This is a genomic window from Accumulibacter sp., from assembly GCF_036625195.1.
Classification (GTDB): domain Bacteria; phylum Pseudomonadota; class Gammaproteobacteria; order Burkholderiales; family Rhodocyclaceae; genus Accumulibacter.
Map to the genome: position 1 here is coordinate 3,593,943 of NZ_JAZKUG010000001.1, position 14,053 is coordinate 3,607,995.

The window sequence follows — 14,053 nt, forward strand, 5'->3', positions numbered from 1 at the left end:
GGTGTCGGTTGCCATCTCAGCTCTCCATCAGTTCTTCAGGTGTGGTCAACAGGGGGATATGGACGCCAATTTCACTGGTCCACGCCTGCCGCGCTGCCGTGACCAGATGGCTGCTGGTGCGGGCGGTCAGGTAGTAAATGACCGAGGTCTCGACATGGACCAGGGGTTTCACTTTCCATTCTCCAGTGCGTCGGCCAAAACTGCCCTGAGCTGACTTCGCGTCTCGCCAATTTTCACCTGCAGGGCCGCGTAGTCGGCGAGCAGCGTTTCCGGGTCATGCACCACGAGATCCGGGCTGTGCGGGTTCTTGATGTCGAGGTTGTAGTTGCGCGTCTTGATGTCGGCGGCGCTGACCTTCCACGCCTGTTCGTTCTCGACCCGGTTGTTCCACCAGGCTTTCTCCGCTGCGAATTCCTCGATGCGCATCGGCCGGGTCTTGTTGTAGCTCTTCACGCCCGGCGGGTAGGGGTGCTCGTAGAACCAGACCTCCCGTGTCGGCGTGCCCTTGGTGAAGAAGAGCAGGTTGGTCCTGATGCCGGTGTAGGGGTTGAAGACGCCGTTGGGCAGGCGGACGATGGTGTGCAGGTTGCAGCTTTCGAGCAGTTGCTCCTTGATGCGCGTCTTGATGCCTTCGCCGAACAGCGTGCCGTCGGGCAGCACCAGCGCGGCGCGGCCGCCGTCCTTGAGCAGGTGCATGATGAGGACGAGGAAGAGGTCGGCGGTTTCGCGGGTACGGAAGGTGGCGGGGAAGTTGCTCTCGATGCCGTCTTCTTCCATGCCGCCGAAGGGCGGGTTGGTGAGGATGACGTCGACGCGGTCGCGCGGGCCGTAGTCGCGCAGCGGGCGGGCGAGGGTGTTGTCGTGGCGGACGTTGGTCGGCACGTCCAGCCCGTGCAGGATCATGTTGGTGGTGCACAGCAGGTGCGGCAGCGGCTTCTTCTCGACGCCGTTGATGCAGCGCTGCAGGAGTTGCTCGTCTTCGACCGTCTTCACGTGATGCTTGCGCACGTGTTCGATGGCGCAGGTGAGGAAGCCGCCGGTGCCGCAGGCGGGGTCGAGGATTTTCTCGCCCAATCGGGGGGCGACGGCATCGACCATGAATTGGGTGACCGGGCGCGGCGTGTAGTACTCGCCGGCGTTGCCGGCATTCTGCAGGTCGCGCAGGATCTGTTCGTAGAGGTCGCCGAAGAAGTGACGGTCCTGCGCCTTGTTGAAGTCGACGCCGGCGACGATCCTGTTGATCACCTGGCGCATCAGGTGGCCGGACTTCATGTAGTTGTAGGCATCCTCGAAGACGCTGCGGATGACGAAGCCGCGCCGGTCGTCATGCGCCGGCTGCAGGTTCTTGAGGGTGGGGAAGAGGCGGATGTTGATGAAGTCGAGCAGCTCGTCGCCGGTCATGCCCTCGGGGTCGGCCGCCCAGTTGCGCCAGCGCAGCGGCTCGGGGATCGGCGAACGGTAGTCGCCATCGTTCGCTTCGAGCAGCTCGTATTCGGTTTCCTTGTCGTCGTAGATCTTGAGGAAGAACATCCAGACGAGCTGGCCGATGCGCTGCGCGTCGCCATCGACGCCGACATCCTTGCGCATGATGTCCTGGATGGATTTGATGGTGGTGGAGAGGGACATGAACCCGGCCTCAGGACGTGGCGGAAGGCTGCGCTGGCGCCGAAACCGCCGCTGCCGTCACATGCACCTTGTTGCCGACAAGCTGTAGGTCACACGAAACGATGAAGCGCTTGTCGTCGGGAAACATGAGGCGCTTTTTTTCGATCAGCCGCAGAAGCTCTGCCTGCGCCGCCGCCGCACCACCCGGGTCGGTTTGTCGAGCGAAGTCGCCAAGTTGTTTCAGCGTGTTCGCCTGCTCTTCGAGGGGCAACAGGCTGACGTTCCATGCCAGAACAATCGCCTTCGCCCGATGGCGGTACTCGTCCAGCGACGCATCCTCACCGACTTCGCTGTCGAGGATCTTGCTGATGCCGTAGGAAATCTTCTGCTCCGGCGGCACTTCGTTGCGAATCACCAGTGGAGGACTGAGCCCTGACGCCTTCAGTCTCGATTGCGTGGCATTCAACAATTCCCTTGTGCGCGCTGCGACCTTGCGACGACTGGCTTTCCCCATGCTGCTGCTTCCTTTTCCTTATGCGTAAAGTTGCTGTTCAAGTTCCTGAACGGCCTTGAGGTAGCCGGACTTGCCGCCAAAGGCGGCAACCAGTTCCGGCGCGGTCCCCAGCCTGGAGAATGGATCAAGCGTCAGAATCTTGATGTCTTCGATGCTCTCGATACCGGTGTCGGCGTACTTGACGAGCAGGGCGTCGAGGACGGCGCGGGCCTGGGCGCCATACCGGGCGAAGACGTCGCGCTTCCTGAGCCGTTCGGCGCGCTCCCTGCGTGACAGCGGCGGGCGGTCGAAGGCGACGTGGCAGATCAGGTCGAAGGGGTCGAGAGCCTTGCCCTGTTTCTTGCCGACTTCCTCGGCCAGTGCTTCGAGCAGCACGCCCTGGGTTTCGAGTTCGTCGATGACCGCCTTCTTGCGCTCGGCGCCGGTCCAGCGACGCAGGAAATCATCGAGCGAGGCGTATTCCCTGCGCACCGCCTTGCGCGTGTAGTCCTTGAGCGACTCGGTGATCAGCTTGCCGTCCGGGCCGTAGTACTGGACGCGCTCGGCGACCACATAGACGGTGACCTCGCCGCCAACGACGTACTTGATGCGCTTTTCGCCCGCAGGTTGGGGAGGGAATGGCGGCTCAGGGGGAGGGTCGACGGGCGGAAGCTCATCGTCACCGGGCGGAGGGTCCGGCGGAACAGGCGGGTCATCACGCTTGGGTTCATGGATTTGCTCGGCCGGGCCGTCGAAATCCGGGTCGGCAAACAGCTCCGTGGCCTTCTTGAAGTCCATGATGGTGAACCAGTACTTGTCGAAGTCCTCGTTGATGCGGGTGCCGCGGCCGATGATCTGCTTGAATTCAGTCATCGACTGGATGCGCTGGTCGAGGACGATGAGCTTGCAGGTCTGCGCGTCGACGCCGGTGGTCATCAGCTTGCTGGTGGTGGCGATGACCGGGTAGCGGCTCTCCGGGTCGATGAAGTTGTCGAGTTCGGCCTTGCCTTCCTGTTCGTCGCCGGTGATGCGCATGACGTACTTGCGGTTCTCGGCGATGCGCTCGGGGTTGAGGTTGGTCAGCGCCTGACGCATGCGCTCGGCGTGGTCCTTGTCCTCGCAGAAGACGATGGTCTTGGCGAAGGGGTCGGTGGCCTGGAGGAATTCGGTGATCTTGCCGGCGACGAGTTCGGTGCGCTTCTCCAGCACGAGGCTGCGGTCGAAGTCCTTCTGGTTGTAGATGCGGTCTTCGATCAGCTTGCCGTGCCTGTCGGTCTGCCCCTGGCTGGGCCGCCAGCCCTGCAGGTCCTTGTCGATGTCGATGCGCACGACCTTGTAGGGGGCGAGGAAGCCGTCGTCGATGCCCTGGCGCAACGAGTAGGTGTAAACCGGCTCGCCGAAGTAGTGGATGTTGGAGACGTCCTTCGTTTCCTTGGGCGTGGCGGTCAGGCCGATATGGGTGGCGCCGGAGAAGTAATCGAGGATTTCGCGCCACGCCGAGTCTTCGGCGGCGCTGCCGCGATGGCATTCGTCGATGACGACCAGGTCGAAGAAATCGCGCGAGAACTGCCTGTAGATGTTCCGTTCGTCGTCGTTGCCGGTGACCGCCTGGTAGAGCGCCAGGTAGATTTCGAAGGCCTTGTTCGCTTGCCGGTTGACGATCTTGGTCATCGCCTGGCCAAAGGGCTTGAAGTCGTTGGTGCGCGCCTGGTCGGCGAGGATGTTGCGGTCGACGAGGAAAAGGATGCGTTTTCTGGCCTTCGACTTCCACAGCCGCCAGATGATCTGGAAGGCGGTGTAGGTCTTGCCGGTGCCGGTCGCCATGACCAGCAGGATGCGCTGCTGTCCGCGGGCGATGGCTTCGATCGTCCGGTTGATGGCGTTGATCTGGTAATAGCGCGCGGTCTTGCCGGTGCCGTCGTCGTAGTAGGGCGTCTCGACCGTGACCCGCTTTTCGGGACCGGCGATGCCCTTCCACGCGCAGTAGCGTTGCCAGAGCTGGGCTGGCGTCGGGAAAGCGTCGAGCGCCATGTGCTGCTCGATGGGGGTGTGCTGGCCGGTGCGGTCGTGCACGAGGAAAGCGTCGCCGTTGCTGCTGATGGCGAAGGGGAGATCGAGCGTCTCGGCGTAACCCAGCACCTGCTGCATGCCGTCGCCGACTCTGTGGTTGTTGTCCTTGGCCTCGATGACGGCGATGGGCAGGTTGGGGGCGTAGTAGAGGATGTAGTCGGCCCGCTTCTGCTTGCCCCGCGTGTGCAGCTTGCCGCGCACGATGACGCGGCCCTTGGTGAAGCTTACTTCTTCGCGCACCTGGGTGGCGAAGTCCCAGCCTGCCCGCTGCAGGGCAGGGGTGATGTACTGGGTGCAGATGTCGCGCTCGGAGAGGCTTTTCTTGTTGGGCACGGAAGAGCGGCTGAAGCGGGGGTGACTGCGGGAAGGCCCATGTTACTGCGGCATCGCGCGCGATGATAGTCCGGCACCCGCCACCGACTCGCCGTTCCGCTGGCAAACTCGGATGCCTGCTGGCGACCGCCACATCGATCGGTCTCGTCGTTCGCTCCGCCGCGCCTTGCCTCTCGGCCTGCGCGTGACCATTCCTTCCCGGGCGCTCAGCCGCCGCCCCGCCGCCAGCTGTGCCAGCGTTCAACCCAGCGCAGCAGCGCTGCCGGCGCGTGCGCCTTCTTCCAGACGCCGGCGACGTACTTGTTCGCCTCGGCGAGCGTCGGGTAGATGTGGATCGTACCCAGGATGCGGTTCAGGCCGATGCCCTGTTTCATCGCCAGGACGTATTCGGCGATGAGGTCGCCGGCGTGCTCGCCGACGATCGTCACGCCGAGGATGCGGTCCTTGCCGGGGACCGTCAGCACCTTGATGAAGCCATGCGCCTCGCCGTCGGCGATCGCACGGTCGAGGTCGTCGAGGTCGTAGCGGGCGACCTCGCAGGCGATGCCGCGCTCCTTCGCCTCCTGTTCGTTGAGGCCGACGCGGGCGACCTCGGGCTCGACGAAGGTGGACCACGGAATGACCGAGTAGTCGGCACGGAACTTGCGGAACGGCGCGAAGAGGGCATTGACCGAGGCGTACCATGCCTGGTGCGCGGCGGTGTGGGTGAACTGGAACGGCCCGGCGACATCGCCGGCGGCATAGATGTTCGGGTAACGGGTCTGCAGGAACTCGTTGATCGCCACCGTGCGCTCGCCCGCGATGCCGAGTTCCTCGAGTCCGTAGCCGCTGAGGTTGCCGATGCGGCCGAGTGCCACCAGCACGACGTCGAAGGGGATGCGGACCGCGCTGCCGGCATGTTCGGCGACCAGGATCTTTTCGCCCTGCTCGATGAGGAACTCCTTCGCCTGGTGCTCGAGCAGCAGCCGGACACCTTCGGTACGAAAGCGTTCGGCGACCATCGCCGACACCTCGGCATCCTCGCGTGGCATGATGCGCGGACCCCGCTCGACCTGCGTCACCTGCGCGCCGAGGCGGGCGAAGGTCTGCGTCAGCTCGCAGCCGATCGGCCCGCCACCGAGAACGAGCAGGCGGCGCGGCAACTGGCGCAGGTTCCAGACGGTATCCGACGTCAGGTAGCCGACCTCGTCGATCCCCGGCAGCGGTGGCACGAAGGGCCGTGCACCGGTGGCGATGACGATGCTGCGCGTGCTCAGCGTCTGCTTCGTGCCGTCGTGGCGGCTGATCTCGACCTGCCACGGCGAGACGATTCGCGCCGCGCCCTCGACCACATCGACCCCGAGCTGGCTGTAGCGCTCGACCGAGTCGTGCGGCTCGACGGTACGGATGATCCGCTGCACACGTTCCATCACCTCGGCGAAGTCGAAGCGCGCCTCGGCTTCGGCGATGCCGAACTCGCGCGCGCGGGCGATGTGCGACAGCAGCCTGGCCGAACGGATCAGCGCCTTCGACGGCACGCAGCCGGTATTCAGGCAGTCGCCGCCCATGCGGTGCTTCTCGACCAGCGTCACCCGGGCTTTCACGGCGGCGGCGATGTAGGAGGTGACGAGGCCGGCGCTGCCGGCGCCGATGACCACCAGGTTGCGGTCGAAGCGCTGCGGCTTCTGCCAGCCGGCGTAGACCTGGCGTGCCTGTACCGCGTCGACGATCTTGCGCGCCAGCAGGGGAAACAGCCCGAGCAGCGCGAACGAGGCGAGCAGGCCGGGCGAGACGATGCCCGCGAGCGAGTCGATGCGCGCCAGTTGCGTGCCGGCGTTGACGTAGACGACGGTGCCGGCGAGCATGCCGACCTGGCTGACCCAGTAGAAGGTGCGCGCCTTCATGGCGGTCAGTCCGAGCAGCAGATTGACCAGGAAGAAGGGGAAGACCGGGATCAGGCGCAGGGTGAACAGGTAGAACGCACCGTCGCGCCGGATGCCTTCGTCCACCGCCTTGAGGCGCTCGCCGAAGCGCCCGCCGACCCAGTCGCGGAGCAGGAAGCGCGCGGTGAGAAAGGCCAGCGTGGCACCGATGGACGAGGCAAAGGAGACGATGACGGTGCCCCAGAGCAGGCCGAAGATGGCGCCACCGGCGAGGGTCAGCAGCGCTGCGCCGGGCAGCGAGAGCGCGGTGACCGCGATGTAGGCGAGGAAATAGAGGCCGGCAACCTGCCACGGGTGCTGCCGATGGTAATCGCCGAGCGCCGCCTGCTGCGCCTTCAGCGCATCGAGGCTGAGGTACTGGCCGAGCCCGAGCTGGAAGTAGGCGACGACGGCGACGACGATGAGGGCGAGGATGACGATCTTCTTGTGGTTCATGCGGATTCCTCCGTTGGCGGCCGTCTGCTGCGCCGAGCTGGCAAAGCGCGGCTTGCCCTGTTTCGTCGCCGTCGCCGGCAGGAACTTACGCGCCCTGTCGTGTTGCATGCGCTGCCGCCGGCTGCCGGCAGCATGCCGACGATTGACTCGCTTCGCTGCCGGTCCCTATACTCGACTGGCCCATTCGGGTTCCCAACCATTGCCGGAGACCGTGATGAAACGGATGATACGGGTATTGGCAGTCCTGATCGCAGTCGTCGTGAGCGTTCCTGTTGCCCGGGCGCAAACCCTGATCGGTGCGCAGGCGCAGAAGTCGCCGCCGGCCGAGGCCTTCCTCGCCTACGAGAAGGCGCTGCTCGCCGGCGGGCTCGACGGCGCGCGGCCGTACATGACGCCCGCCAAGTTCGACGAGCTCGAGGGCATGCGAAAGAGCTTCGGCGAGGACGGGTTCCGGCAGTTTCTCGATCGCATGCGCGGCGGCGCACAGGGAGCCGCGCGACGCAAGCAGATCGAGAAGGTCGAGCTGCAGGGTGAGCGCGCGATGCTCGAGGCGCGCGACGGTCCCAACGTCCTCACCGTCCAGTTCCTCGCCAGGACCAGCGAGGGCTGGAAGGTCGACATCCGCCGCTGATCCCAGACGCCGCCGCTTCAGGCCAGAGCCCGGTCGACCGCCGCCTGCGCGTGGATCGCGGCGGTGTCGAACAGCGGCAGCGGAGAATCATCGGCGCCGACGAGCAGCGCGATTTCGGTGCAGCCGAGGATGACCGCCTGCGCCCCCTGCGCTGCCAGTTCGTCGATCGCCTGCCGGTAGAGTCCGCGCGACTCGCGGCGGATGATGCCGCGACAGAGTTCGTCGTAGATGATGCGATGGACGGCGGCACGCGCGGCGGCGCCGGGAACGACCACGCGCAGGCCGTGGAGCTGCTGCAGGCGATCGCGGTAGAAGGCTTCCTCCATCGTGAAGCGGGTGCCGAGCAGACCGATGGTGGCGTAGCCCGCATCCGCGACCGCCGCCGCCGTCGCGTCGGCGATGTGCAGCAGCGGAATCGTCACCGCCGCTTCGATGGCGCCGGCGACGCGGTGCATGGTGTTGGTGCACAGCAGCAGAAAGTCGGCTCCAGCCGCCTGCAGCGCGACTGCGGCGCGTGCCAGAAGGGCGCCCGCGGCATCCCAGTCGGCGGCCTGCTGCAGCCGCTCGACCTCATGGAAATCGACGCTGAAGAGGATCAGCTTGGCCGAGTGCAGGCCACCGAGACGGGCGCGGACCCCTTCGTTGATCTGCCGGTAGTAGGGCAGCGTCGATTCCCAGCTCATGCCGCCGATGAGGCCGATCGTCTTCATTTCCTGGTTCCAGCTGCCACCAGCGTGCCGGGCCCTGGCGTCACTTCCGGCGTTCCGGCAGGCCGGCAAAGAGGCGCATGAAGCGGCGGTCGATCCAGTCCTTCCAGTGCCAGACCCAGCATCCGGCGGCAGAGAAGGCGCCGCGCGAGGCGACGGCGCAGCGGTCGCCGGTGCTGATCAGCGCCAGCCAGCGGCGCTGCGGGCGATGGGCGATGAGCGCGCGGCCGGCGACGGCGCGCCGCAGGTTGCCGGCCAGCGGTTTGCCCATGCGGACGGCGAAGACGCCCGCCTTCTCGCGCGGGTGGTCGATCATCGACGCGCAGTCGCCGGCGGCGAAGATGTGCGTCTCGCCTGCCACCTGCAGCGTCTCGCCGACGCGCAGGAAGCCGTCGTCATCGACCGCCAGGCCGCTGTCGCGCAGCCACGCGGCGCCGCCGGCGCGCGTCACCCAGACGACCTCGTCGGCAGCGAGCCGCTCGGCGCCGTTCGTCCCCTGCCACTGCAGCCAGCCGGCACCGGCGTCATCGACTGCGGCGGCGAGGTGGACGTGGACGCCACGCGCCGTCAGCACGCGGCGAAAGTGCTGCCGTACTGGTCGCGAGTGTGTCGGCAGGATGTCTGCGTCGCGCGTCAGCAGGTGCCAGTGCAGCCGTTCGGGGTCGGCGCGCAGCTGCGCGAACTCCTGCCGCAGGCGGTACTGCATGGCGAGCAGCAGTTCGACGCCGGCGGCACCGCCGCCGACGACGGCGATGGTCAGCGGTCGCGCCGCCGCACCGCCGGCAGCGGCGAGCAGCCGCGCACGTTGCAGCAGCGCCAGCCAGCGCTGGTTGAAGCCGCTGATCGGCTTCACCGGAACGACATGTGTTCTGCCTTCGGCGCCGAGGTCGATGCGCGGCGTCGAGCCGACATTGATCGACAGCAGGTCCCATGACAGGCTGCGGCCGCTGCGGCAGTGCGCCAGGCGGGCACCGCGATCGATGCCGATCACCTCGTCGGCGACGAAGCGGGCGCCGGCGAAAGCGGCCAGACGCGGCAGGTCGATATGCACCTGGTCGAACTCGTAATGGCCGGCGACGTAGCCGGGCAGCATGCCGGAGTAGGGGGTGCGCTCGGCGCTCGAGACGAGCGTCAGGCGCGCGCCGGCAAGCGGCCGCAGACCGATTTCGCGCAGGACGATGACGTGGCTGTGGCCGCCGCCGACGAGCAGGAGCTCGTCTGGCTCGCCGGATTCGCGGGAGGGCATGGCTGGTTGCCGTGGCAGTATTCGGGTCGAGGCTGCGAGTGTAGCGAAAGCGCGCCATCGTGTGCTGCGCCCTGTAAGGAAAGAGCCTGCGCGGGCGACGAAACGGCACCATTCGCGCTGCTGCGCGGTCGAAAGGGGCGTGGCTGCCAGGCCCGTCCTGTGCCCAACCGGAGAAGAGAGATGATGACGCGCAGACGACTGATTACCAGCGCCACGGGCCTGCTGCTGGGCCTGGGCATGCTACCCTTCCGCCCTGGCGCAGCTGCCGGGCGCAGCTTCCCGCTGCAGAAGACCCGAGACGAGTGGAAGCAGCTGCTGTCGCCGGCAGCCTACCAGGTGCTCTTCGAGGAGGGCACCGAGCGCGCCGGCAGCAGCCCGCTGAACGACGAGAAGCGTGCCGGCACCTTCATCTGCGCCGCCTGCGCCAACCCGCTGTTCGACAGCGCCAGCAAGTACGACAGCGGGACCGGCTGGCCGAGTTTCTGGCAGGCGCTGCCCGGGGCAATCGGTACCTCGACCGACTACAAGCTGATCTACCCGCGTACCGAGTATCACTGCGCACGCTGCGGTGGCCACCAGGGTCACGTGTTCAACGATGGCCCACCGCCAACCGGCAAGCGCTACTGCAACAACGGCGTCGCGCTGGCCTTCGTGCCGAAGGGCACACCGTTGCCGGCGCTGCGCACATGAGCGACGGCCAACACCTCTGGCGGGAAGCGGGTCGTCCGCATGCCGGTCTCTGCCGGGCCCGTCCACGGCGCCTGCGCGCCGCCGCCAGCCGGGGCCGCCGCCGGTGACGCCGCCATGACCACTGGTCGGCAAGGCAGTCTGCTCCTCGCGCGGCACCGTCGCCTGCTGGCAGTCATCGCGTTCCTCGGGCTGCTCGTCGCCGCGTTCGGAATGTTGTTCGGCGCCGACGAGCATTTCAGCCCCGAGACGATCCAGAAAGGGCTGCTGCGTCACCCGGTGTGGGGCCTCCTGATCTACGTCGGCCTCTTCGCCCTCGGCAACCTGTTGCAGGTTCCCGGTTGGCTTTTTCTGGCGGCGGCCGTGGTGGCGCTCGGGCCGGCACACGGCGGGGTGGTGACCTATCTCGCTGCCGCCACCGCCTGCGTCGCAACCTTCCTCGTCGTTCGCCAGATCGGTGGCGACGCGCTGCGCGAATTCCACCAGCCCTGGGCGCGCCGGTTGTTCGCACAGCTTGATTCCTCGCCGGAGCTGGCGGTCGCCGGTCTGCGCCTGATGTTCCAGACGATGCCGGCGCTCAACGTCGCCCTCGGCCTGTCGGGCATCCCTTTCCGCGCCTACCTCAGCGGCACGCTGCTCGGCCTGCCGTTGCCGATCACCGCCTACTGCCTGTTTTTCGACCAGATCGCCCGCCTCCTCGGCCGCGGCAGCTGACACGGCCGGCGATGGCGCGCCCCCGCCGGCAGGCTGCCCGGCCACTGGCATGCAGGGTGTGCAGGGGCCTCTGTCGTGCGGCCAAGGAGCAGCGGGCAATCGCCGGTTGACGATCGTCGGCAGAAGCGGAGATACTCGCGCCGGGTCGCCGGATGGCGTCCCCCCAGGGGCGGTCGCACGACAGGGGCGGCATGCCGTTCGTCCTCGATCACCCGGGCCGCGCCCAGCCCATCATTCACCTCTTGCGGAGTGATCGCATGCGAAATGCACTGAAATTCGTCGCCTTCGGGCTGCTGGCTGCGGCGCTGCTCGGCGGCTGCAGCAAAAAGGAAGACCCGGTCGCGCAGGCGGCGAAGAAGGAAGTTGCCAGCGGCGTCCCGGCGCCAAGCATCGCCGAAGTCAAAGCCATTGCCGAGGAAGGGTTCATCTACGGCCTGCCGCTGGTGATGAACTACGGCGTCATGTACGAGTACATCATCGACAGGAACTCCGGCCAGTACAAGGCGCCTTTCAACACGATGTACAACGAGCATCGCGTCTTCACCTACGAGGACACGGCGATCCCGACGCCAAACAGCGACACTCCGTATTCGCTGGCGTGGATGGACCTGCGCGCCGAACCGATGGTGATCTCGGTGCCGGCGGTCGACAGGAAGCGTTACTACTCGGTGATGCTGGTCGATGGCAACACCTTCAACTTCGGCTACATCGGCAGCCGCGCCACGGGCAGCGAGGCCGGCGACTACCTCGTCGTCGGCCCGCGCTGGAAGGGTGAGACGCCGCCCGGGATCAGGAAGGTGTTCCAGTCGTCGACCGACTTTTCACTCGCCGTCTTCCGCACGCAACTGTTTGACGCGGCCGACATGCCGAACGTGATCCAAGTGCAGGAGGGCTACAAGCTGCAGCCGCTTTCCGCCTTCCTCAAGCAGCCGGCGCCACCCGCCGCGCCCGAGGTCGCCTGGGCGAAGTTCGACAAGGATCTCGTCAAGACCGAGTTCTTCGAGTTCCTCGACACCGCGCTGCAATTCGCGCCGGCCGGCGCAGACGAGGAAGCCATCCGCGCCCGGCTCGCCAGCATCGGTGTCGGCCCGGGCAAGAAGTTCGCGTTCAAGGACCTCTCGCTCGAACACAAGGCGGCGATCCTTCTCGGCATGAAGGAGGGCGACAGCAAGGTCAACGAGCGCGTCGCCACGCTCGGCAAGGCGATCAACGGCTGGAACGTGAGCTCGGCGTTCGGTGATCGCGCCTTCTACAACGGCGACTGGTTGCTGCGGGCGGCGGCGGCCCGTGCCGGCATCTACGGCAACGACGCGGTCGAGGCGATGTATCCGATGAGCAAGACGCTGGCCGACGGCACGCCGCTCGACGGAAGCAGCCACAAGTACACCCTGAGCTTTGCGAAGGACCAGCTGCCACCGGTGAATGCTTTCTGGTCGGTGACGATGTACGACGGCAAGAACCAGCTGCTGGTCAAGAACCCGATCAACCGCTACCTGATCAACTCGCCCATGTTGCCGGCGATGAAGAAGAACAAGGATGGGTCGCTGACGCTGTACATCCAGAAGGACTCGCCGGGCAAGGACAAGGAAGCGAACTGGCTGCCGGCACCGGACGGCCCCATCTACCTCGTCATGCGGCTCTATTGGCCGAAGGCCGAGCCACCGTCGATCCTTCCGGCCGGCCAGGGCACCTGGAGTCCGCCGGCGATCGTCCAGGCGCAGTAGCGCGCGCCATGCGGCCGGTGGCATGTGCTGCCGGCCGCATGCTCGGGGGAAGGCGCAGAGGTCGGCGTCCCGGCGCCGACCGGCAGACGTTCGTCTCGCCACCCGGCTGCGCCGCGGGTCGGCCCGCCGGTGCGAGCGCTCGAGCAGTGCGCCGGGTGGGCGAGGGCGCCACGCAGCGCCGCTTCAGAATGCCGCGATGCCGGTCTGCGCGCGGCCGAGGATCAGCGCATGGATGTCGTGCGTGCCCTCGTAGGTGTTGACCACCTCCAGATTGACGAGGTGGCGGATGACGCCGAACTCATCCGAGATACCGTTGCCGCCGAGCATGTCGCGCGCCGTGCGGGCGATGTCGAGCGCCTTGCCGCAGGAGTTGCGCTTCATGATCGAGGTGATCTCGACCGAGGCCGTGCCCTCGTCCTTCATGCGGCCGAGGCGCAGGCAGCCCTGCAGGCCGAGGCTGATTTCGGTCTGCATGTCGGCGAGCTTCTTCTGCACCAGTTGGTTGGCGGCCAGCGGACGGCCGAACTGCTTGCGGTCGAGGGTGTATTGCCGCGCCGTGTGCCAGCAGAACTCGGCAGCGCCGATCGCACCCCAGGCGATGCCGTAGCGCGCCGAGTCGAGGCAGGCGAAGGGTCCCATGAGGCCGCGCACTTCGGGAAAGGCGTTCTCCTCGGGGACGAAGACGTCGTCCATGACGATCTCGCCAGTGATCGAGGCGCGCAGCCCGACCTTGCCATGGATGGCCGGCGTCGTCAGCCCGGCCATGCCGCGGTCGAGGACGAAGCCGCGGATGGCGCCGGCGTCGTCCTTTGCCCAGACGACGAAGACGTCGGCGATCGGCGAGTTGGTGATCCAGGTCTTGCCGCCGCGCAGGCGGTAGCCGCCTTCGACGGCACGCGCCCGTGTTTCCATGCTGCCCGGATCGGAGCCGTGGTTCGGCTCGGTCAGGCCGAAGCAGCCGATCCACTCGCCGGTCGCCAGTTGCGGCAGGTAGCGCCGCTTCAGCGCCTCGCTGGCGAAACGGAAGATCGGCAGCATGACCAGAGAAGACTGCACGCTCATCATCGAGCGGTAGCCGGAATCGACGCGCTCGACCTCGCGCGCGATCAGGCCGTAGGCGACGTGGTTGAGCCCGGCGCCACCATACTCGGGCGGGATGGTCGGGCCGAGCAGGCCGAGTGCGCCCATTTCGCGGAAAACGGCGGGGTCACTGCGCTCGTGGCGAAAGGCCTCGGTGACGCGCGGCATCAGGCGGCCCTGGCAGTAGTCGCGCGCCGCGTCGCGGATCATTCGTTCGTCTTCGCCCAGTTGTGCGTCGAGCAGCAGCGGGTCGTCCCAACGGAATCGTTCCCTGGCCATCAGCGGTCTCCTGTTGTGGGTCGACGGCGATTGTAGGGCCTGCGCGCCGCCGCTGGCGTGCTGGCGCCCGCAAGCGTGTCGGAAATCTTTACACCTTCAGCTTGCCGGCTCGCGCGGTTTGGGCGGC

At 66.8% G+C, this 14,053-nt stretch carries 12 protein-coding genes; 4 read left to right on the forward strand and 8 right to left on the reverse strand.

The features are described from left to right. Window positions 1–16: 16 nt before the first annotated feature. From V5B60_RS15845 to V5B60_RS15865, 5 genes are all read right to left on the reverse strand, one after another. Complete coding sequence (locus V5B60_RS15845) at window positions 17–172, reverse strand: hypothetical protein (RefSeq protein ID WP_332348049.1); 156 nt, start codon at window positions 170–172, stop codon at window positions 17–19. Beyond that, window positions 169–1,626 carry a type I restriction-modification system subunit M gene (locus V5B60_RS15850; protein WP_332348051.1) on the reverse strand — a complete coding sequence of 486 codons (1,458 nt, stop codon included), beginning with the start codon at window positions 1,624–1,626 and terminating at the stop codon, window positions 169–171. The genes V5B60_RS15845 and V5B60_RS15850 overlap by 4 nt, the downstream gene beginning before the upstream one ends. A 10-nt stretch (window positions 1,627–1,636) precedes the next feature. Then, entirely contained in the window at window positions 1,637–2,071 is a 435-nt protein-coding gene (locus tag V5B60_RS15855; protein ID WP_332348053.1) for a hypothetical protein, read from the reverse strand. Between the two features lie 66 nt (window positions 2,072–2,137). Continuing rightward, complete coding sequence (hsdR, locus tag V5B60_RS15860; RefSeq protein ID WP_332348055.1) at window positions 2,138–4,501, reverse strand: EcoAI/FtnUII family type I restriction enzme subunit R; 2,364 nt, start codon at window positions 4,499–4,501, stop codon at window positions 2,138–2,140. A 206-nt stretch (window positions 4,502–4,707) separates the two neighbouring features. Then, a complete protein-coding gene (locus V5B60_RS15865) occupies window positions 4,708–6,858 on the reverse strand; it encodes an FAD-dependent oxidoreductase (protein WP_332350591.1) in 2,151 nt (716 codons plus the stop codon). A 214-nt stretch (window positions 6,859–7,072) separates the two neighbouring features. Between V5B60_RS15865 and V5B60_RS15870 the strand changes: the two genes are divergently transcribed. Beyond that, on the forward strand, window positions 7,073–7,489 hold the full coding sequence (locus V5B60_RS15870) for a hypothetical protein (protein ID WP_332348057.1): 417 nt from the start codon (window positions 7,073–7,075) through the stop codon (window positions 7,487–7,489). A gap of 17 nt (window positions 7,490–7,506) precedes the next feature. Here V5B60_RS15870 and V5B60_RS15875 read toward each other — a convergent pair whose 3' ends face one another. Further along, window positions 7,507–8,199 (reverse strand): aspartate/glutamate racemase family protein, encoded by a 693-nt coding sequence (locus V5B60_RS15875; RefSeq protein ID WP_332348059.1) that lies wholly within the window; start codon window positions 8,197–8,199, stop codon window positions 7,507–7,509. Window positions 8,200–8,239: 40 nt separating this feature from the next. Further along, window positions 8,240–9,442: an FAD-dependent oxidoreductase gene (locus V5B60_RS15880; RefSeq protein WP_332348061.1), complete on the reverse strand. Its 1,203-nt coding sequence runs from the start codon at window positions 9,440–9,442 to the stop codon at window positions 8,240–8,242. A 183-nt stretch (window positions 9,443–9,625) separates the two neighbouring features. Between V5B60_RS15880 and msrB the strand changes: the two genes are divergently transcribed. From msrB to V5B60_RS15895, 3 genes are all read left to right on the forward strand, one after another. Then, window positions 9,626–10,132, forward strand: coding sequence for a peptide-methionine (R)-S-oxide reductase MsrB (msrB, locus tag V5B60_RS15885; protein WP_434735381.1), 507 nt, complete (start codon window positions 9,626–9,628; stop codon window positions 10,130–10,132). 114 nt (window positions 10,133–10,246) lie between these two features. Next, window positions 10,247–10,843, forward strand: coding sequence for a TVP38/TMEM64 family protein (locus V5B60_RS15890; RefSeq protein WP_332348064.1), 597 nt, complete (start codon window positions 10,247–10,249; stop codon window positions 10,841–10,843). A 257-nt stretch (window positions 10,844–11,100) separates the two neighbouring features. Further along, window positions 11,101–12,567 (forward strand): DUF1254 domain-containing protein, encoded by a 1,467-nt coding sequence (locus V5B60_RS15895; RefSeq protein WP_332348067.1) that lies wholly within the window; start codon window positions 11,101–11,103, stop codon window positions 12,565–12,567. Window positions 12,568–12,750: 183 nt separating this feature from the next. Here the strand turns inward: V5B60_RS15895 and V5B60_RS15900 are convergent, their stop codons facing one another. After that, complete coding sequence (locus V5B60_RS15900; protein ID WP_332348071.1) at window positions 12,751–13,926, reverse strand: acyl-CoA dehydrogenase; 1,176 nt, start codon at window positions 13,924–13,926, stop codon at window positions 12,751–12,753. Between the last annotated feature and the right edge of the window lie 127 nt (window positions 13,927–14,053).